The following is a 20,953-nucleotide window of genomic DNA, read 5'->3' on the forward strand; positions in this document are numbered from 1 at the left end:
GCTAGAGGAGGCTTTCCTTAATCCAATCCAATCAGCCGTTGTTTACCAGTTTTACCATGCAACGGGCCAGCACTTTTTGCTCTTGCTCGTCAGCCACATCCCACAATTCCTTCAAAATGCGTTCTTCCTTATTCTCGGGATCGATCTTGTCCGCCAGAAAATCGCCGACCTGAGCGGCTATTTTAGCGATCGTTTCGTCGCTCATCCCGGCTTGATGGGCCTGCTGCACACGATCGGACAAAAATTCCTTCCAGCGCTCAAAGCTTTTCAGTACAGTTGCCATGGGTAGGCTCCTCCTTGAAGTGGGATCAACAACACCTGTAGCATGCGCCGTTGGCAGTCCCGCTATGCCGGCGGAGGAGCGCCAATTTCAGGGACAATCCGTGCGGAACGCGTTCAAGTCAGCCATCCGCCATTCGGACTAATAATTTGACCGGTAATGTACCCGGATTCCGGCAAGGCGATAAAATAGACGAGCGAAGCAATTTCATCGGGATGCGCAAATCGCCCGGCCGGAATATCGTTCTGCAGCGCTTCCTTCTCCGCCGTGTTCAGATTGGCATTCATCGCGGTTTCCACGACGCCCGGCGCGACCGCATTAACGGTCACGCCCGAAGGCGCCAGCTCCTTGGCCAACGCCTTCGTGAAGGCGTTGACTCCGCCCTTTGCCGTCGAATACACGACTTCGCAGGACGCACCGGAAATGCCCCAGACCGAGGATACATTGATGATTCGTCCGTACTTTTGCTTAACCATGGCGTCCATGAACAGCTGGGTACACAGAAACATGCCTTTCAAATTCACGTCCATGACGCGATCCCACTCGGGATCGGAGACGTCCTGCAGCATGCCGTAGTGGGCGACGCCTGCGTTGTTGACGACGATGTCGGGCACCATATCGTGCTTCTCCATCTTCTCTTTCATCCGCTGCAGCTGCTCTCTGGATCGCACGTCCGCGGTAACGGTCAATACCTTGGCCCCGCGATTCGCCAGACAAGCTCTGGCTGTCTCGTTGGCTTCTTCATGCGAGTTCAAATAATGGATCACGACCTTCATCCCCACCGAGGCGAACCGCTTCGCGATGGCGGCCCCGATGCCGCGGCTCGCGCCGGTGACGAGGACGGTCGTATCGGATAACGCTTTGCTCATGCTTGGGGGCTTTGCACGATCGAGACCGCGAACCGCGAGAAGTCGGCATGCTCGCGAAGCCTGCGGTTTGCGTCCTCAAGCGTTACCGATTCATAGGCGTTCAGCACCTCGAACAAGCTCGCGTCCTTGAATTCGTATTTCGTAAATTCGTTCGCCATCGCCTCCGGCGAGTTCATCATCCGCATAAATCCGCCGATTTTCTTCCTTTTGCTGCGTTCGAACGACACCTGGTCGATCCCCTCCGCCTTGGCTTGCTCCAGACCGGCCTTGACCCGTTCCACCAGCTCGTCGGGATTGCGGGTGTCGCCGCCGATGACCGAGAATGCGTAATTGACGCTGGCATTGTATTCATGACCGAATTGGTCCGAAATCAGGCCGTCGTCATACATTTCCTGGTACAGCCGGGAGCTTGGGCTAAGCAGCGCGTCCAGCACGAGCTTGCTCGTCATTTCCCGCTTCAATGCCGCGCTTCCGCCTTCCTTGCCGGCCGGCTCCTTGAATCCGAACAAGCATTTGGGCAGCGACACTGGCAGCTCGATCACCTTTTTGCGCTCCTGCACCTGTTCCGGCTCCTCTTCGAAATAACGGCGAATTTCGCCCTGAGGCGGGAACGTCTTGGCCGCCTGATTGTCGCGCACCAGCGACAGGATGCTCTCCGGCTCGACGCCGCCGACTACGAACAGGCTCATGTTGCTCGGGTGATAGAACGTATGGTAGCACTCGTACAACGTATCCTTCGTAATCTGCGCGATCGAATCGATCGTGCCGGCGATATCGATGCGAACCGGATGTTTGCGGTACAGCGCCTCAATCAAGCCGAAGTAGACGCGCCAATCCGGATTGTCCCGGTACATGTTGATTTCCTGACCGATGATGCCTTTTTCCTTCTCCACGTTTTGCTCCGTGAAGTACGGATTTTGCACAAAATTAATCAATGTCGTCAAGTTTTCGGTTACCTGCTCCGTCGCCGAGAACAAATACACGGTTCGGTCAAAGCTCGTGAACGCATTGGCTGAAGCGCCTTGCGAGGCGAAGGTGGCGAAGATATCGCCGGTCGGCTCCTCGAACATCTTATGCTCGAGAAAATGCGCGATGCCGTCCGGCACCGTCGTTTCCGCTTTGCCCTCCACCCGGAAGTGATTGTCGATCGAGCCGTATTTCGTAGAAAACGTGGCGTAAATTTTATGAAAGCCCGGCTTCGGAAGAACGTAGACGTCCAGCCCGTTAGGAAGCTTCTCATGATAAAGCGTTTCTTTCAATCGGGTAAAAGGTATCGTCTGCATCCGTTATTCCCCCTTCCGGTCGCGTAGGAAATAAATCGTATCGAGCTTTACTCGTTCGGCCACCCGGCGGATTGCCGCAATGTCCACCTGCTCTACCTGAGCGATCAGTTCGTCGGCCGTACGCGACTTGCCTGACAGTTGGTTATTGAAGTCAAGTGCGATCGTTTCGAAAGCAGAGTCCTGGCTTTCCCGCAACTGGTTGGCGATCATGGCCCGGGTCTGGGACATTTCCAGCTCGCTGATTTGACCTTCCGCCATCAAACCGATCTGCTGCTTGATAATATCGACGGCTTTCTCGTAGTTGGCGAATTCGATGCCGGACTGAATCGTCAAAATCCCTTTATGTCCGTCCAGACGGGATGAGGCGTAATAGGCCAAGCTTTCTTTTTCCCGCACGTTCAGGAACAGCTTGGAGTGCGGATAGCCGCCCAGTATGCCATTGTACATCAGCATCGCCGGGTATTCGTCGTCAGCATACGTCACATACGTGCGCAAGCCCATGTTGAGCTTGCCCTGCGTCACATCGAGCCGCTCGACGACCGTGTTCGTCTGTTCAACGGTTTGATGGGCGATCTTGCGGTCGTAAGAGGCAAGGGTCGAACGATCCCAGCGGAAGGCGGATTCGACCAGTGGCTCTACCTGCTCCAACGTCGTATTGCCGACGACATATACATCGATCGGCGACTCTTTCAGCCATTGGCGGTAGGCGGCCAGAAGAGACTGCGGCGTAATCGCGTCCAGATCGGCCGTTTTGCCGAGCGGCGGCAGCCGGTATGGCTCGTTTTTGCACATTTCTTCGATGCTTCGCTCCGCCGCGTAACGGATTTTGTCGTTGATGACCGCAGCGATCCGCTTGCGGAGCGTATCTTTTTCCGCCTCCACGTACTTGGCGCGGAAAGAGCCGCCCTCGAGCGCCGGATCGGTAATCGCTTCTCCGACGAATCGCAAAGCCTCCTCCAGCATCGATTGCTTGTCGGAAACGAAATCGTCGTGAATCATGTCCATGCGGAATTGAACGATCTGGTAATCGCCGCGTTTGTACACGTCGAAGCCGAAGCCGGCTCCGTACAGATCGTCTTGGCGCTCCCGGAACTGTTTTGTTTCCGGCAGCTTGGCCGTTCCTCTGCGCAGTACGAAAGGTGTCAGCGCAACCGACGTTACTGTCGATTCGGTCAAGGGGGTCCCTATGTATACCGAGATGGCGTATGTCTTAAATTGGTCGGTGGGCAAGACGTGCAGCCTCACGTTCCCTACCGTTTTCCTCTCGAATGCGGATTTGTTCAACGGCAATTTGCTCCCCTCCTCGAATAATGGTTGCCTTGTTTCTACTGCCATTGTATCGACCTCTTTTCCATTATATTCTTCCAGAAACAGAAGAAGCAACCGAACGGTTACTTCTTTTTGGACTGTCTATTCAGTTTGGTTTTTACTTGCAAAAGATATGCTTGCCGATCTGCTTCACCTGAGTCCGCGACCAGATCCATTTGGAGGTGGCCGTCTCCGGATTGAAGTAATAGAGGCAGCCCCCCGACGGGTCGTAACCGGCCAGGGCGTCCTGCACCGCTTTCTTCGCCACATCGTTCGGGGTCAAATATATTTGTCCGTCCGCTACGGCGGTAAAAGCTCCCGGCTGGAAAATAACGCCGGATACCGTATTCGGGAAGCTGGACGAGCGTACGCGGTTTATAATGACGGCGGCGACGGCGATCTGGCCGACGTACGGCTCGCCTCTGGACTCTCCATACACCGCATTGGCCATCAAATTCAAGTCCGCCTCCGACAAGCCCAAATCATTCGAACCGGCGTACATATTGCCGGCCGGCGCCTCGGCTGCCGGCGCTTGCGGCTGCGGGGCGGTCGGAGCCGACGCTTGTCCTTCCCCTTTGCGGGGGGTACGGTCGGGCGACCAGTCCTTGGTCGCTTCCCATAGCTTCACCTTCGTTTTGCCGCCGACGATTCCGTCTACCTTCATGCCGAACTGGGACTGAAAGTTTTTCAGCGATTGCAGTGTCTGGTACCCGAAATCCCCGTCAACGTCTCCGTTGTAAAAGCCGAGCATCTTCAAACGCCCCTGGAGCTCATATACGTCCCCGCCTTTGAGTCCATACCGAAGCTCCGCGTTTCCGAACGTTTGTTCGTAACGCCAATGCTGTTTAACCTGCATGCCGGCCAGCAAAAAAAGTACGGTGCATATTGTTATGACAACTAATCGCTTGTTCATTCGCGTCTCAACCATCCCTCGTTGCTGAATATTTGGGCTTTGGGAACGAACGTCCCTTATTCACGCCTTATTATGACAAAGCGCCTGCCTTCTTATTCAAAGAAAGGAATCGAAGTCGGCAAGAAGAAACGGAACAAAAAAATGCGCCCCGCCGTAAAGGCGGAACGCATGCATTTCCTGCTCAGGATAAAACCCGGTTGTTATGCTGCTCCATTGTCAACAGCACTTCGCGCGGCTTGCTGCCCTCGTACGGGCCGACGACCCCTTTCGCTTCGAGGGAGTCGATCAGCCGGGCCGCTCGCGCATAGCCGACGCGCATGCGCCGCTGCAGCAGCGAGACGGATGCCTGCTTCGCCTCGACGACAATCTGAACCGCTTGATCGTACAGCTCATCCTCGTACTCGTCCTCCGCTTCGGACTGCTCTTCCACCTCAGGCACCATTTCCTCCTGATAGATGGCTTCTTCCTGGTTTTTGCAGAAGTCGACGATCGCTTCGACCTCCTGGTCGGACAGAAACGCGCCCTGGACCCGGATCGGCTTCGATGCTCCGACAGGCAGGAACAGCATGTCCCCGCGTCCAAGCAGCTTCTCGGCGCCAACCATATCGAGAATGGTCCGGGAATCGACCTGGGACGATACGCCGAAGGCGATCCGCGACGGTACGTTCGCTTTGATCAACCCGGTAATGACGTCAACCGAAGGACGCTGGGTGGCGATGATCAGATGGATACCGGCCGCTCTGGCTTTCTGGGCGAGACGGCAGATGGAATCCTCCACATCGTTGGCTGCAACCATCATCAAGTCGGCCAGCTCGTCGAGAATGACGACGATATACGGCAGCGCTTCGCCGCCCTCCTGCTTCTCCGCGATCATGTTGTTGTAACCTTCGATATTACGCGTAGCGTACTTCGAGAACAGCTCGTACCGCTTCTCCATCTCGCCGACGATCTTCTTGAGCGCCAAGGACGCTCTCCGCGGATCGGTGACGACCGGAGCGAGCAAGTGCGGAATGCCGTTATACATATTCAACTCGACCATCTTCGGGTCGATCATGAGAAACTTGACTTCGTCCGGCTTCGCCTTGTACAAAATGCTCGTAATGATACCGTTGATGCATACCGACTTGCCTGAACCGGTAGCGCCGGCGACGAGCAGATGGGGCATTTTGGCCAGATTACCCACGATGGCTTGTCCGGAAATGTCGCGCCCGAAGGCGATCGACAGCTTCGAGCTGGATTCCTGGAAAACGGAGCTTTCCATCACCTCGCGCATCGTGACCATCGCGACCTCCGCGTTCGGCACCTCGATGCCGATGGCCGACTTGCCGGGAATCGGGGCTTCCATGCGGATATCTTTGGCCGCCAAAGCCAGTGCGATATCGTCGGTAAGCCCGACGACCTTGCTCACCTTCACGCCGACGTCCGGCATAATTTCGTACCGGGTTACAGCCGGTCCTCTGACGACATCGAGCACCTTCGTCCGGACGCCAAAGCTTTCGAGCGTCGTCTCCAGCTTGCGGGCGATCGATTTATAGTCGACCGCATCGCCGCCTTTGCCGGAATTGCCGGGTTTGGCCAGCAGCGAGAAGGAAGGGAGCACGTAAGGCTTGGCCGGAGGACGTTCGGGAGGAGCGGCAAACGTCACGTCGATCTCTCCCTGCCCCTCTACCGGAAGCTTGATCTTCATTTGATTCGAAGGCTGTTGATACGCACCGGGAGCCGGAAGCGCCTGTACGGCGGCAGGAATAGCCGGAATAACCGCCGGGAGCGTTTCTCCGGGGCCTTCGTCCTCCACGTCCTCGACATGCTCCTGAAAATCGCGGATACGGGGAAACTCGGATTCCGCCTGCTCCTCATCCTCCTCGTCTTGGTCAAGCACGGGAGCGGGCTTCCGTTTATGCTCGTCCGCCGAATAGACGACTTCCTCGAGCGGCTCGTCGTCCTCTGTATCTGCGGCAGGCTTCTGCTTCTTTTGCAGCAGCTGGAAAAAGACCGGTTTCTTCTTCTCGCGCATCACGACCGGTCCGGTCAGCTCGTCCTCGTAGTCGTCCTCCAGCTGCACCTGCGGCTGCGTCGCCTTGCGCGTGCGCACCGGCTTAGGCCCTTCTGGAGCTTTCATCAACTGAAACATTTGCGAGAACGTATCCTTCAGACGCAGCCCGCTTCCACGGAACAGCCGTCTTACTTTGCTTCCCATATCGACATAAGAAAGACCGGTCACCAGGATAAAGCCGATGGCGAACAGCGAATATTCGATCAGCCGCGCCCCCAGATTGTCGAACAGGAAGTACAGGCACGCATACAGCACCGCCCCGATCATCCCGCCTCCCACCTGGTGGGAAAGCACCTGGTTGTTTTGCGGACTCAGCCCGTCGATCAGGCTGGACCACGTCTGGCCGACGATCCATCGTGCCGACATCATCTCGCCGTTCGGATCGAGCAGTTGAAACATCGTTATATGGTTCATGATCAGGAAGCCCAGCACGATTAGCAATACGCCGGATCGTCTTGCCGTCCATCCGTGCGGCCAGCCTCGGCGAATCATCACGTACAAGCCTATGCAGATGAAGATGATCGGAACGACCCAATCGAACACCCCGAGAAAGAAACGAAACAAATACATGAGCGAACGAGCGACGGAGCCTTCGTGAGACAAAGCGATGACGGAGAAAATAAGGATGAGGATGCCGTACAGTTCGAATTTCAGCTGAGTCGTGAGCGATCCGCTTTTTTTCCGTCTTTTGGCCAAAACGGCACACCTCCCATATCCAAACGGATTCCTATGTATTCGGGCAAGGACATTCTTCGAAAGAGCGTATTTATTATATCATACTTTCCATAATTCGGCTCAAATAAAAAACGTATGTTCGCTTTTTTTCGACAAAGCAAAGAGCCCCACGCGGACGTGGAGCTTCAGCATACGACAAACGTTTCTTATTAATCCGGCCTAAAGTCGATCAGTTTGCCGGGGGCGTAGTCCGGATTCAAATAATGCGCCGGCTCGGGAGTAAGCAATCGGACGATTTTACCCTGGTAAGGGGAGATTTGCTCGATTTGCATCAACACGCCATGAATCGTCATTTCCGTCGTCTCGGGAAGCTCCCGATCGGCCCCCTCCAGCACTTGCTCCAGCGGAACTACGGTGTATAAAATCATTGCACCAGCGCCCCTTTGGTCCCGCCACGGTACTGATCGATCCGCGTATTCAGCTGTTTGATCGCTTCGCCTACCCCGCCCACCGCATCGATAAGGCCATGCTTAACCGCATCGGCTCCGATGACGGTCGTCCCGATATCCCGGGTCAGCTCCCCGGTCTTGAACATCAGCTCTTTCAGCTTCGCCTCCGGCACTTTCGAATGGCTGGTAATGAAGCGCAGCACCCGCTCCTGCATTTTATCCAAATATTCGAACGTCTGCGGCACCCCGATGACCAGTCCGTTCAGACGGATCGGGTGAATGGTCATCGTCGCCGTTTCGGCGATCAGCGAGTAGTCGGCCGATACCGCGATCGGCACCCCGATGCTATGGCCGCCCCCCAGGACGAGCGTGACTTTGGGCTTCGATAGCGAAGCGATCATCTCGGCAATCGCCAGCCCGGCTTCCACGTCGCCTCCGACGGTATTGAGAATAATTAGAATACCCTCGATTTTCGGGTTCTGCTCGGCGGCGACCAGTTGGGGGATCAAATGTTCGTATTTGGTCGTTTTATTTTGCGGCGGCAGCACCATATGCCCTTCTACCTGACCGATAATCGTCATGCAGTAAATGTTCGATTCCGCTGCCGGAGTCATCGTCTGACCCAACTGCTGGATCGCTTCTATCGCTACGTTCTTTTTGTCGGCCACTTCCGGTTGAGGCTGCGGTTGCTCCGCTTCGTTGGTTAGTTTCGTCGGCATGCCTGAATCCTCCTCCTGTTGTCTCCCATAGTATGAATTGACTGCCGGTTTTTATCCGATTTGTCCGGTTGGTAAAGGTTTGCTCCGCCATCATGCGGGCTCGCTTCGTCGGATTATAACAAATAACCTCCCCGTCTGGACGGGGAGGGTTGGTTCAAACGTGTTCGGGTATCAATGGGTTCAGTGACTAGCGTTCTGCCTCATTACACTTCCATAATGATCGGCAAAATCATTGGTCTTCTTCGGGTTTGTTCATATAAAAATCGTCCGAGTGCATCTTTTACATGGGTTTTGAGCGAAGCCCACTCATTCACGTTCTCGACCATAAGCCGGTTCAACGTGCTGCTTACGATCCGGTTTGCCTCGTCCAGCAAGCCTTCCGATTCGCGTACGTACACGAACCCGCGGGAGATGATGTCCGGTCCGGACATGATCGTACCGTCTTGCTTGCTCAGCGTGACGACGACGACGAGAATGCCGTCTTGGGACAACAGCTTGCGGTCGCGCAATACGATGTTGCCCACGTCGCCGACGCCCAGCCCGTCAATCAGCACATTGCCGCAGGAGACGCGCGGTCCTCTGCGGGCAATGCCGCCTTGAATTTCCACCGTATCGCCAATGTCCACGATGAAAATATCTTCGCGGTCGATGCCGACCGCCTCGGCCAGCAAAGCGTGCTGGCGGAGCATCCGGTACTCGCCGTGAATCGGAATGAAATATTTGGGCTTCATGATGTTCAGCATCAGCTTCAATTCTTCCTGGCTACCGTGACCGGATACGTGTACACCCGTCACCGAGCCCGATCCGTAAATGACGTTCGCTCCGATGCGGAACAATTCGTCTACGGTTCTTCCGACGAACCGTTCGTTGCCCGGAATCGGCGTAGCCGCAATCACGACCGTATCGCCAGGCAGGATGTCCACTTTGCGGTGATTCGAACGTGCCATCCGCGTCAGAGCGGACATCGGCTCGCCTTGGCTACCCGTGGACAGAATGACGACGCGGTCGGCCGCCAGCTTGTTCACTTCTTCCGGCTCGATCAGCATGCCGTCCGGAATATGCAAGTAGCCGAGCTCGCTTGCGATATTTACGACGTTGACCATGCTTCTCCCGATTACGGCCATCTTCCGGCGCGTAGTTTCCGCCGCATTGATCACCTGTTGAATCCGGTGAACGTTGGAAGCGAACGTGGCAACGATTACGCGCTGCTTGGCTTTGCGGAACACTTCCTCCAGCTCCACCCCGACCGTACGCTCCGAGCCGGTGTAACCCGCACGCTCGGCGTTGGTACTGTCGGACAGCAGGGCAAGAACGCCACGGCTGCCGATGTCGGCCATTTTATGCAAATCGGCGTATTGATCGTTGACCGGTGTCTGATCGAATTTGAAGTCCCCCGTATGAACGACGAGTCCTTCCGGAGTATCGAGGCAGACGCCGACCGAATCGGGAATGCTGTGATTCGTTTTGAAGAACGTAGCCTTCATCGTACCGAGCTGCACTTCCGAATCTGCGTTGATCAAAATTCGTTTCGTTTCGCCGAGCAAGTTCGCTTCCTTCAGCTTGCCCTCGATCAGGCCAAGCGTCAGCTTGGTACCGTAAACCGGAACGTTCAGGGAGCGCAAAATGTATGGCAAACCGCCGATGTGATCCTCATGGCCGTGCGTAATCAAAATCCCTCTGACTTTATCGCGGTTCTCCGTTAAATACGAGATATCGGGGATAACGATATCAATGCCGAGCATGTCCTCCTCCGGGAACTTCAATCCGGAATCGATAACGACAATGTCGTTGGCATACTGCACGACATACATGTTTTTTCCGATTTCGCCCACGCCGCCCAGAGCGAAAATGGATACTTTATCTATATTTTTTTTTGACAAGTCTAACCCTCCTAGGTTTTTTTGACGACGATCTTTATATATTCCCAGACCAAAGATAACCCGAACCAGTCACTTGTGATCCATTATACATGAATCGGATAGGCGAATACAAGTCGCGTCGTTTAACCGTTTTCTTGCCGTGCTCTTAGCGTAACCGAAAAACAAAAAACCGATGCTTGTCGGCATCGGCTTTGGGTTCGATTGTTTACTTCCGGAAAAGCTCCTCGATAAAACGTCCCTCTTCCTCCGTAGCTTGCAGGAGCGGCAGGCGGACGCCGCCTACGGGCAATCCGTGCAAGCCGAGCGCGTACTTGACCGGAACCGGGTTCGGCACGCGGTGAGGGCAGTTGAACAGCCCGTGGAATACGGGGCGAAGCTTGGCATGCCACTGGATCGCCTGCTGCACGTCTCCGTTCACGAACGAATTCACCATTTGCTTCATTTCCTTGCCAATCACATGCCCGGCTACGCTGACGATCCCGTATGCCCCGACGGAAAGCATCGGAAGCGTCAAAATATCATCGCCGCTGTATACCTTGAAGCCGTCAGGCGCATGGGCGGTCAGCTCCGACAGCAGATCAAAGTCGCCATGGGCTTCCTTCGAAGCGACGACATTCGGCAGTTGAGCGAGTTTCAGCGTCGTGGCGGCGGATACGTTGATGCCCGTACGCGAAGGGATGTTGTACAGCATGACCGGCAGCTTCGTCGCTTGCGCAGCCGCCTTGAAATGCTCGTAGATGCCTTCTTGCGAAGGTCTATTGTAATAAGGAGCGACAAGCAGCACGCCGTCGACTCCCGCAGCCTCGGCTTCTTTCGTCAGATGAATCGTATGCGCCGTATCGTAGCTGCCTGTGCCGGCAATGATGCGGCAGCGGCCTCTCGCCTGCTCGACCGCCAGCTTAAACAGGCCGATTTTCTCCTCGTCGGTAAGCGTCGGAGATTCCCCCGTAGTCCCGCAGACGACTAGACTGTCTGCTTGCTGCTCCTCGATCAGAAAATCAATCAGCTTTCTCGTTTGAGCCCAGTCGACCTGAAGCTGCGAATCGAACGGGGTGACCATGGCGGTAATGACTCTTCCGAAATCCACTACAAGTTCCTCCTAAAAGCTTCTATGGTTTATCCAGCTGAAACGAATGATGCAGCGCGCGGATCGCTTCCTCCATGTCCGTCTCCTTCACCAGCACCCAGATCGTGGCATTCGAATCGGCCGACTGCAGGATCGGAATGTCGATCATAGTAAGCGCTTCGACGATACGAGCCATAATGCCCGGAACCCCATTCATTCCCCCGCCGATGATCGACACTTTAGCGCAGCCGGTAACGTATTCGGGCGTATAGCCTAAGCCATTCAGCACGGATGCGGCCCGCTCCGTTTCATGATGAAACACCGTATACGAGACGCCGGATACATTGACATTGATAAAATCAACGCTGATCTGCCGTTGGGCCATCGCCTTGAACACGTTCAAAGACAGGTCGTACTGCCCTTCCTGCGCCGCTACCTTAATCTGCGTAATCGGCGACACGTGAGCGATTCCCGTCACGAAGCGGTCCTTCAACCGGGCGTCGGGCAACCTGACGTCATCGGCGCGTGTGACCAGCGTGCCTTCATCGTCGGAGAATGTGGAGCGTACCCGTATGGGGATGCCGGCTTCCATGGCGACCTCCACCGCGCGCGGATGGATCACTTTGGCGCCTTGATAAGCCATATTGCATATCTCCGCATACGTCACCCGTTCAATCGGCTTAGCTTTGCTGACGATACGCGGATCTGCGGTAAAAATACCGCTGACGTCCGTGAAGATGTCCACAAACTCCGCGCGTAGAGCGGAGCCGAGCGCCGTAGCGGTCGTATCGCTTCCGCCCCGCCCCAGCGTTGTGATGTCGCCTTGCGCGGTTTCTCCCTGAAAGCCGGGAACGATCACAACCTTCCCCTCGGACAAAGCCTGCACGATACGGGAAGGTTGGATCGATTCGATGCGGGCGTCGCCGTACCGGTCGTTCGTGCGGATTCCCGCCTGCGCTCCGGTCAGGACGGTGGCCGGAATCTGCTCGGCTTCCAGCAGACTGCACATAAGCGCTGCGGAAATCACTTCTCCGCAGTGCAGCAATAAATCTTTTTCTCTTGCGGGAATGCGGTTGCCGTTCAAACGAACAAGCTCCAGCAATGAATCGGTGGCGTACGGCTCCCCTTTTCTGCCCATTGCGGAAACGACTACGACAAGGTGGTACGAATCGGCCAAGGCACGCTTGATATGACCGATGGCATAAGATCTGGCCCGGGCGTCGGAGAGGGAAGTTCCGCCGAACTTCTGTACCAAGGTACGCATCAGCTTCCCTCCAGGCCGGTTGTCGGAACCGCTCCCGCGGTTCCCTTCATCCGGATTACACTTCTTTTTGCTCGATGGCGATATACTCGGCAATCTGCACGGCGTTCCAAGCGGCGCCCTTCAGCAAATTATCCGACACGATCCACATGTTGAGCGCGCGCGGATTGGACAAGTCGCGACGTACCCGTCCGACAAACGTTTCCAGCTTGCCGGCGGCATCGGTCGCAAGCGGATACAGCTGTTCTTCCGGGCTGTCCACGAGCTCGATGCCCGGCGCTTCGGCCAGCAGCGACTTGACGTCGGCCACCTCGAAATCTTCCTTCAACTCGACATAGACGGATTCGGAATGTCCGTACACGACAGGGATCCGCACACAAGTGGCCGTTACTTCGAGCGTAGCGTCGCTCATGATTTTTTTCGTTTCGTCTATCATTTTCATTTCTTCATAAGTAAAGCCGTTTTCCGTAAACTTGTCGATTTGCGGAATGGCGTTGAATGCGATTTGGTGTTTGACCGGCAACGAGGACACGGGCAAAATATCCGGATTGGCCTCTCGGCCTTCCAGCACTTCCTTCGACTGGCGCTCCATTTCCTGAATCGCCTTTGCTCCGGCTCCCGATACCGCCTGATAAGTGGATACGATAATGCGGGATATGCCGTAACGGTCGTACAACGGCTTCAGAGCGGCAACCATCTGGATGGTGGAGCAATTCGGGTTGGCAATGACGCCTTTATGCTCGCTGATCTTGTCGATGTTGACCTCCGGCACGACAAGCGGCGTTTCCGGGTCCATCCGGAAAGCGCTTGTATTGTCGATGCAGACAGCGCCTTGCTCTACCGCATGGGGCACGAGCTTGCGACTGATGTCGCCGCCCGCGCTGAACAAAGCGATATCGATCCCTTTAAAACTTTCGGGTGTCGCTTCCTCGATCGTTATTTCGCGGTCTTTGAACTTCTTTTTCGTGCCGGCGGAACGCGCGGACGAAAGCAGCTTCAGCTCGTTCACCGGAAAATCCCGTTCGGCCAGCAGGCGGATGATTTGCTCTCCGACCGCGCCGGTTGCACCGACTACAGCGACATTAAAAAGTTTTTGGTTCGACATGACTTGGTTCTCCCCTTATAAGTTTTAGAATAATGACTATGAGATAATATCCTGGAACCTCTCGATTAAAAGCGGTTGAAGCTGTTTGCCCTCCAAGGCCGCTGCACACGTGTCCACGATCAAGTCCATCCGCGCCACGAGCGAATTCGGCTTCTGCGCCGGATTGTCTTGACCGAACGGGACGAAATAAATGTTTTTTGCTACGAGAAGCTTGGCGATATTAGCGGCGTTCAGACCGAGACCGTCGTTCGTGGAAATAGCCAATACGAGCGGACGCTGGTTACGCATCTGCGCTTTGGCCGCCATGAGCACGGCGCTATCCGTCATCGCGTTAGCCAAACGGCTCGTCGTATTGCCGGTACACGGCGCGATCAGCATCACATCAAGCAATTTGGAGGGACCGAGCGGCTCGGCGTCCACAATGGAGGAGATGATATCATTTCCGGTAATTTCTTTCAACTGCTTCTGCCAGTTTTCCGATGTGCCAAAACGGGTATCCGTCGACATTAACGTCTGCGACGCGATCGGGATGACTCTCGCCCCGGCATCGACAAAACGCTGAATATGCGGCATCGTCTCGGCAAACGTGCAATGAGAACCGGTCAAGGCGAAGCCGACCGTTTTCCCTGTCCAATTCATTGGGCATTCCTCCCGGTTGTTACGTCATCCATAATCAGCTGGGCTACGGTATTCGCAATAATCCGTCCAGCTGTCTTCGGTGCGACGATTCCGGGAAGTCCTGGTGCGAGCATGGCCTTCACGCCCCGTTTTTCCGCGAAGCGGAAATCGGTTCCGCCGGGCTTCGACGCAAGGTCGATAATAACCGCCCGGTGCGGCATGTTGGCAATAATTTGCGCTGTGACTATCATAGTCGGAATCGTATTAAAAAGCAAGTCGATATTGGTCACCTGATTCGACAATTCGCCCAAATAAAAAGGCGAAAAACCCATCTCCCAAGCACGTGCGAAATGCTCCGGTTTACGGATGCCGACCTTCACATGGGCACCCAGTCCCTGAAGCGTGCGGGCCATGGTCAGACCGGTACGCCCCAGACCGAGCACCATGCAGCTCGAGCCGTGAATCGTGATGTCCGTGTTCTGGATCGCCATCATGAGCGCGCCTTCCGCGGTCGGAATGGAATTGTAAATGGCGACATCGTCGCGGTCCAGCAGCTCGATCAGCTCGATGTTATGCTCCGAACACAGCTTCTTCAAATATGGCTTTGCCATCCCGGTGTACAGCTTCGCATGCGAGGGAAGCGCGAGCAGATGTTCGTCCCTGATTGCTATATCGGAAGTGGAGAAGATGGACTCGACGGCGCCGGTGTCGTCGGTCCCGACCACGGGCAGAATGACCGCATCCGACTTTTCCAACGCTTGCGGAGACAACGCCACCTTCGTAACCCCGCTGAACACATGTTGCAGATTGTCGAACCCGATCAGAGTGACGGACGCGTCCAGCTCGGAAAACTTCTGAATGACTTCCAACTGGCGTGCGTCTCCCCCGATCAGGGCAACTTGAATCCCGGTCAGCATGTTTGCACCCCTTTCGCGCTTCGAATATACGACATCCTATGCGCGGACAAGACGATGGGTTACAGCCCAACCCGGCCTTTCGCCACGGAGTGCACGTACCGGAATAGACGCAAAAAAAACGCCTTCCTTCCATTATAAGGAAAGGCGTTTTTGAAGAAGCCCGTTACTGCTTGCCCGTATGGCCGAAGCCGCCGGCACCGCGGACGGTATCGTCCAACTCGGCCACTACTTCAAGCCGTACGGACGGAACGACCTGGAACACCATCTGGGCGATCCGTTCTTTGCGCTCGATCGTAAAGGCGGACTGGCCCAAATTGACCAGCAGCACTTTGATTTCCCCCCGGTAATCGGCATCGATCGTTCCCGGCGAGTTCAAGCATGTAATGCCGTGCTTCAGAGCCAAGCCGCTGCGCGGCCGGATTTGGGCTTCCAGTTCTGCCGGCATGGCGATAGCGATACCGGTCGGGACCAGCGTGCGTTCCCCCGGCTGTAAAGTAATCGGCTCCGCCGCTGCGGCGTACAGATCGAAGCCGCTGGCCAGATCGGACATTTTTTGCGGAATTGGCACGTCCTCGTTGCCTGGCAGCCGTTTCAGCCTAACTTCATATGACAAGCGAATCCCTCCTGAACGACTGTATTGCTTTATCCGACTTCCCGACCATGGCCAGCGCGAACGGCTTGGCGAACAACCGGTCCACCAGCTGACGGATTTCTTCCCGGGAAACGGAATCGATCATATTCAATATTTCATCGAGCGTATGGTGCCTGCCGAGCATCAGCTCGTTTTTGCCGAGACGGTTCATCCGGCTGCTTGTGCTTTCCAGACTCAAGATGAAGCTTCCCTTCAGCTGTTCCTTGCCCTTGCGCAGCTCCTCCTCGGACAGACCGTTCTGTGCCACGCCCTGCAGGACGTCCATCGTCACTTTGAGCACCTCGTCCGTCTGCTTCGGCGCCGTGCCCATATAGATCGTAAACGCACCGCTGTCGATATGCGCCGTATGGTAGGAATACACCGAATAGGCCAACCCGCGTTTCTCGCGGATTTCCTGGAACAAATACGAACTCATTCCGCCGCCGATCAGGTTATTGAGCAAAATCATCGGATACAGCATCGGATCTTGCATGGAGCATCCCGGCAATGACAGGCAAATATGGTTTTGCTCGGTTTTTTTCGCATGGAACAACGACTCTCCGGTAAATTCGGGAGCGATCAGCGAGCTTGCCGTCCCCTTGTTGCGGAACGCCCCGAAGTGGCGCTCCATCAGATCGATGACACTTTCATCGATATTGCCGGCCAAGGAAATGACGGTATTGGGTATGGAATAATGGTCATTCATATATTGGCGCAGCGTATCCGGCTGCATGGCCCGCAGGTTTTGCTCCGTGCCGAGAATCGAATACGCCAGAGCGTGATCTTGGTACGAGGCCCGCGCGATCAAATCGTGCACGAGGTCGTCCGGCGTATCGTCATACATCGATATTTCTTCCAGAATGACGTTGCGTTCCTTGTCCAGCTCGGCTTGATCGAACTTGGAATTGAAAAACATGTCGGACAGCACGTCGACGGCCAGCGGCAAATGCGTGTCGAGCACTTTGGCGTAATAGCACGTGTACTCCTTGGCGGTAAAAGCGTTCACGTTGCCGCCGATGCCGTCGAAAATTTCGGCAATATCTTTGGCCGAGTACCGGTCCGTGCCTTTAAACAACATGTGTTCGATGAAATGCGAAATACCGCTGTTCGCCGCGGTCTCGTGGCGAGAACCGGTCTTGATCCATATTCCGAACGAAACGGAACGGTACGTCGGTATGGGCTCGGCGACGATTCGCAATCCGTTGCTCAACGTCTTTTTAATCAAAATGGGGCTCCCCCTTATTATGGAAACGTAAATGTTCCGAATACTTCGACATGGGATGAATACGTTATCGCATAGGACGACGACGGTTCGGATCAGGTACTTCCATGATAGTAACAAAAATATCAGTCGGGCTCAACCTTTGGAACGCGGTCGGAGGAGATTAATTCGGAAACGGTCCCGAGAGCGAGCCCTTTTTGCTTGATCGTTCGGATCATTCCCTGCAGCGCCCCGGAGGACGAAGCGGTCGGATGCATCAGGATCAGCGAGCCCGGCTCGACCCTTGCCGCTATTTTGCGCACGATCGAGTCCGAGGTGGGCTTCATCCAGTCGACCGTATCGAGCGTCCATAGAATCGTTTTCAAATTCAATTCATGGGCTACCTTGACCGTCAAATCGCTGAAATCCCCGGATGGAGGAGCGAACAGGACGTTGTCGACGCCAAGCTGCTCCTTGAGCAGCTTCTGGGTCTGCTCGATTTCCTTGCGGTTGTCCTCCCGCCCGAGCTTGCTCATATTTTTGTGCGTATAGGCGTGATTGGACATCTCGTGGCCTTTCGCCTGAATCGTTTTGGCGGTATCTATGTTTTTGGACAGCCAGGAGCCGTCGAAAAAAAACGTTGCCCGCACCTGCTCTTTCTCCAAAATGTCCAGCATTGGTCCGATAAATTCGTTGCCCCAGGCTACGTTAATCATGAGCGAGGCCATCCGCTTCTGCGGATTGCCCTTGTAGATCGGCTGGGCCCCGAGGTCCTCCAGCCGGACTTGCGGCGGTATTTCCTTATATACATAAGGAATGCCTTTCTCGATCCCTTCCTGGTGCGCCCGCTTCCACGTCGCTTCGACATCGATTTCCAGACCGTTGTAGCCTGGAATCGCTTTCCAGACGCGGTCCAGCTTGGCGTCGATCGGAGCTTCCCTGCGCTTCTGCGCTTCTTCCTCAATCGAGGAGCGGAGCTGCTCGGCATTCGGCATATTGGTCATGGTCGCGGGAGCGGACGCGCCGAAGTTGTCCGGTACCGGCTGCACGACGCGGTATGCCGTTCCGGAACGGCCGTCAAGGGAGCGAATAAAAGCGTCCATGTGGCTGGAACTGAGCAATCCCCAAGTGACAAGGGCGAACGTTCCCCCGACGAAAAACCATTGATTTCTCTTCTTTTTCATTAGGCATACCCCGATCCGTAAGTTTGTACCATATGTATGACGGACTGGCCGGGGATATGTCCAAGCTGGACGGAAACAGAAGAAAAACGAGCCGTCAGGCTCCTTTTGGCACCAATAGGACGAGGTTCTGGCCGAAGCCTGTCCGGAAAGTCGCCATGAAAAAAAGAGACAGACTGCTCTGGCTCTTTGGGATAAAACGTCGTATTCGGTTATACGCCGCAAAACGGTTGGCCCAAAACCTAGCTTTGGGCCGGAACTTGCGGTGCGGCAAGCGTTGCTTTACGGGACAGGTTAACGCGCCCCTGATTGTCAATCTCCGTTACTTTGACCGTAATCTGGTCGCCGATTTTCAGGACATCCTCAACCTTAGCTACACGCTCGTTGGAAATTTGCGAGATGTGAACCAAACCGTCTTTACCCGGCAAAATTTCCACAAATGCGCCGAACTTCTCGATCCGACGAACTGTTCCCAGGTATACTTCCCCGATAACGACTTCGCGAACGATGCCTTCGATGATCGACTTCGCCTTCTCGTTCATTTCCGCATTGGAAGAAGCGATGAACACGGTACCGTCTTGCTCGATATCGATCTTGACGCCCGTTTCCTCGATGATTTTGTTGATGATTTTGCCGCCGGCTCCGATGACTTCGCGGATTTTGTCCGGATTGATGTGCATGATAATGATCTTCGGAGCATACGGGGATAGCGCTTTGCGCGGAGCATCGATCGCTTCCGTCATTTTGCTCAGAATGAACATCCGGCCTTCCTTCGCTTGTCCCAACGACTCGGTCAGGATCGCCCGGTCGATGCCGTCGATTTTAATATCCATCTGGATGGCCGTAACCCCGGCTGCCGTTCCCGCCACCTTGAAGTCCATATCGCCGAGATGATCTTCCATCCCTTGAATGTCGGTCAGGATCGAGAAATGGTCGCCGTCCTTGATCAAGCCCATCGCAACGCCTGCAACCGGCGCTTTGATCGGTACGCCCGCATCCATCATGGCCATCGTGCTGGCGCAGATGCTCGCTTGCGAGGTTGAACCGTTCGATTCCAGCACCTCGGATACGAGACGGATCGTATACGGGAATTCCGACTCCGGCGGAATGACTTTGGACAATGCGCGTTCGCCCAATGCGCCATGCCCGATTTCCCGGCGTCCCGGCGCACGCAGCGGTCTCGCTTCGCCTACGCTGAACGGAGGAAAGTTGTAGTGATGCATGAACCGTTTCGTTTCTTCCAGATCGAGTCCATCCAAAATTTGCACGTCGCCCAATGCGCCAAGCGTACAAATGCTGAGCGCCTGCGTTTGACCGCGCGTGAACAAGCCGGAGCCGTGCGTACGCGGCAAAATGGAGGTATCGCATTCGATCGGGCGGATTTCCGCCAAAGCGCGGCCGTCCGGACGAACCTTATCGTGCGTAATGAGGCGGCGCACTTCTTCTTTGACGATGTCGTACAGCACTTCCTTGACGTCCTTCAAACGTTCCGGCGCTTCCGAATATGCTTGGACGAAATGCTCGACCGTTTCCGCATTGATCGCGTCGATCGCGTTTTGGCGGGCATGCTTCTCCTGGATGCGGACCGCTTCTACCAGACGAGCGCTCGCGAAGCCGCGCACATCGGCATTAACCTGCTCGTCGACGGCGTGCAGCTTGACTTCCATCTTCGGCTTGCCGGCTTCCGCGACGAACTGCTCCTGAACGGCAACCGTCTTCTTGATTTCCTCGTGACCGAACATAATCGCCTCGAGAATATCTTCCTCCGGCACTTCGTTCGCTTCGGCCTCGACCATCATGATGGCGTCTTTCGTACCGGCGACGACGACGTACATGTCGCTCTTCTGTTCTTGCTCATGGTTCGGGTTAATAATAAACTTCCCGTCGATTCGACCGACGATAACGCCTCCGATCGGTCCGTTGAACGGCACATCGGAAACGGCCAATGCGGCGGAAGTGCCGATCATGGCAGCAATTTCCGGCGGGCAGTCCTGATCCACGCTCATCACCATGGCGACGATTTGCACGTCATTGCGGAACCCTTCGGGGAACAGCGGACGGATCGTGCGGTCGGTCAGACGGCCGGCCAGAATCGCTTTCTCGCTCGGACGGCCTTCGCGCTTAATAAAGCCTCCGGGAATTTTCCCGACGGCGTACAAACGCTCCTCATAATTGACCGTCAGCGGAAAAAAATCCAAATCTTTCGGCTCGCTCGAAGCCGTGACCGTGCAGAGCACGACGGTTTCTCCATAACGAACGAGCACAGCGCCATTCGCCTGCTTGGCCAAACGTCCCGTTTCAAATTCGAACGGCCGTCCGCCAAGGTCCATGCGCACCTTCTTTTCCATAGAATCCCTCCTGCTCGTATGTAGTGTTGCTGGCGACTCTGCATTACTTCTTCATAACAACCAGTATTTCCTTCTTGCACAAGAAAATTCCCCCGAAAGCAACGGCTGCGGCAAGTACAAAGTCAATCCGGGCGAAGCGCCTCTGCGTTACGGCCTTCCGGCCGCAAAGGACGGTGGAGCGTTGACTTTGTACCGG

Annotated in this window: 18 protein-coding genes; all 18 read right to left on the reverse strand. The window is 55.4% G+C overall.

Translation table 11 applies throughout. From position 1 onward, the window contains the following. Positions 1-31: 31 nt before the first annotated feature. The 18 genes from ABD796_RS16640 to pnp all read right to left on the reverse strand — a co-directional run bounded on the left by ABD796_RS16640 (position 32) and on the right by pnp (position 20,757). The gene (locus ABD796_RS16640; RefSeq protein ID WP_344909394.1) at positions 32-283 is read right to left on the reverse strand and encodes a DUF3243 domain-containing protein; all 252 of its coding nucleotides are present in this window, start codon (positions 281-283) and stop codon (positions 32-34) included. A 113-nt stretch (positions 284-396) separates the two neighbouring features. Next, complete coding sequence (gene ymfI / locus ABD796_RS16645) at positions 397-1,149, reverse strand: elongation factor P 5-aminopentanone reductase (RefSeq protein ID WP_344909396.1); 753 nt, start codon at positions 1,147-1,149, stop codon at positions 397-399. After that, positions 1,146-2,432, reverse strand: coding sequence for an EF-P 5-aminopentanol modification-associated protein YfmH (yfmH, locus tag ABD796_RS16650; protein WP_344909398.1), 1,287 nt, complete (start codon positions 2,430-2,432; stop codon positions 1,146-1,148). The genes ymfI and yfmH overlap by 4 nt, the downstream gene beginning before the upstream one ends. A 3-nt stretch (positions 2,433-2,435) precedes the next feature. After that, positions 2,436-3,716, reverse strand: a complete 1,281-nt coding sequence (yfmF, locus tag ABD796_RS16655) for an EF-P 5-aminopentanol modification-associated protein YfmF (RefSeq protein ID WP_344910290.1) — start codon at positions 3,714-3,716, stop codon at positions 2,436-2,438. A gap of 142 nt (positions 3,717-3,858) precedes the next feature. Further along, positions 3,859-4,653 (reverse strand): spore cortex-lytic enzyme, encoded by a 795-nt coding sequence (sleB, locus tag ABD796_RS16660; RefSeq protein WP_344909400.1) that lies wholly within the window; start codon positions 4,651-4,653, stop codon positions 3,859-3,861. Between the two features lie 181 nt (positions 4,654-4,834). Beyond that, the gene (locus ABD796_RS16665) at positions 4,835-7,402 is read right to left on the reverse strand and encodes an FtsK/SpoIIIE family DNA translocase (RefSeq protein WP_344909402.1); all 2,568 of its coding nucleotides are present in this window, start codon (positions 7,400-7,402) and stop codon (positions 4,835-4,837) included. 188 nt (positions 7,403-7,590) lie between these two features. Further along, a complete protein-coding gene (locus ABD796_RS16670; RefSeq protein ID WP_344909404.1) occupies positions 7,591-7,809 on the reverse strand; it encodes a YlzJ-like family protein in 219 nt (72 codons plus the stop codon). Further along, positions 7,806-8,549: a ClpP family protease gene (locus tag ABD796_RS16675; RefSeq protein ID WP_344909406.1), complete on the reverse strand. Its 744-nt coding sequence runs from the start codon at positions 8,547-8,549 to the stop codon at positions 7,806-7,808. Before ABD796_RS16675 ends, ABD796_RS16670 begins: the two co-directional genes overlap by 4 nt. A gap of 203 nt (positions 8,550-8,752) precedes the next feature. Further along, entirely contained in the window at positions 8,753-10,429 is a 1,677-nt protein-coding gene (locus ABD796_RS16680) for a ribonuclease J (RefSeq protein WP_344909408.1), read from the reverse strand. 205 nt (positions 10,430-10,634) lie between these two features. Then, positions 10,635-11,516, reverse strand: a complete 882-nt coding sequence (gene dapA, locus ABD796_RS16685) for a 4-hydroxy-tetrahydrodipicolinate synthase (RefSeq protein WP_344909410.1) — start codon at positions 11,514-11,516, stop codon at positions 10,635-10,637. A 22-nt stretch (positions 11,517-11,538) separates the two neighbouring features. Then, on the reverse strand, positions 11,539-12,759 hold the full coding sequence (gene dapG, locus ABD796_RS16690; protein WP_344909412.1) for an aspartate kinase: 1,221 nt from the start codon (positions 12,757-12,759) through the stop codon (positions 11,539-11,541). Between the two features lie 55 nt (positions 12,760-12,814). Further along, positions 12,815-13,861: an aspartate-semialdehyde dehydrogenase gene (locus ABD796_RS16695; RefSeq protein ID WP_344909414.1), complete on the reverse strand. Its 1,047-nt coding sequence runs from the start codon at positions 13,859-13,861 to the stop codon at positions 12,815-12,817. A 36-nt stretch (positions 13,862-13,897) separates the two neighbouring features. Beyond that, positions 13,898-14,500 (reverse strand): dipicolinate synthase subunit B, encoded by a 603-nt coding sequence (locus ABD796_RS16700; RefSeq protein WP_344909416.1) that lies wholly within the window; start codon positions 14,498-14,500, stop codon positions 13,898-13,900. Next, positions 14,497-15,396 (reverse strand): dipicolinate synthase subunit DpsA, encoded by a 900-nt coding sequence (gene dpsA, locus ABD796_RS16705; RefSeq protein WP_344909418.1) that lies wholly within the window; start codon positions 15,394-15,396, stop codon positions 14,497-14,499. Before dpsA ends, ABD796_RS16700 begins: the two co-directional genes overlap by 4 nt. A 163-nt stretch (positions 15,397-15,559) precedes the next feature. After that, positions 15,560-16,009 carry a dUTP diphosphatase gene (gene dut / locus ABD796_RS16710; protein ID WP_344909420.1) on the reverse strand — a complete coding sequence of 150 codons (450 nt, stop codon included), beginning with the start codon at positions 16,007-16,009 and terminating at the stop codon, positions 15,560-15,562. Then, positions 15,999-17,252 carry a M16 family metallopeptidase gene (locus ABD796_RS16715; RefSeq protein WP_344909422.1) on the reverse strand — a complete coding sequence of 418 codons (1,254 nt, stop codon included), beginning with the start codon at positions 17,250-17,252 and terminating at the stop codon, positions 15,999-16,001. The genes dut and ABD796_RS16715 overlap by 11 nt, the downstream gene beginning before the upstream one ends. 122 nt (positions 17,253-17,374) lie before the next feature. Beyond that, positions 17,375-18,412, reverse strand: coding sequence for a polysaccharide deacetylase family protein (locus ABD796_RS16720; protein WP_344909424.1), 1,038 nt, complete (start codon positions 18,410-18,412; stop codon positions 17,375-17,377). A 239-nt stretch (positions 18,413-18,651) separates the two neighbouring features. Next, positions 18,652-20,757 carry a polyribonucleotide nucleotidyltransferase gene (gene pnp, locus ABD796_RS16725; RefSeq protein ID WP_344909426.1) on the reverse strand — a complete coding sequence of 702 codons (2,106 nt, stop codon included), beginning with the start codon at positions 20,755-20,757 and terminating at the stop codon, positions 18,652-18,654. Between the last annotated feature and the right edge of the window lie 196 nt (positions 20,758-20,953).

The sequence above is a fragment of the Paenibacillus hodogayensis genome (assembly GCF_039536325.1).
Classification (GTDB): domain Bacteria; phylum Bacillota; class Bacilli; order Paenibacillales; family NBRC-103111; genus Paenibacillus_AB; species Paenibacillus_AB hodogayensis.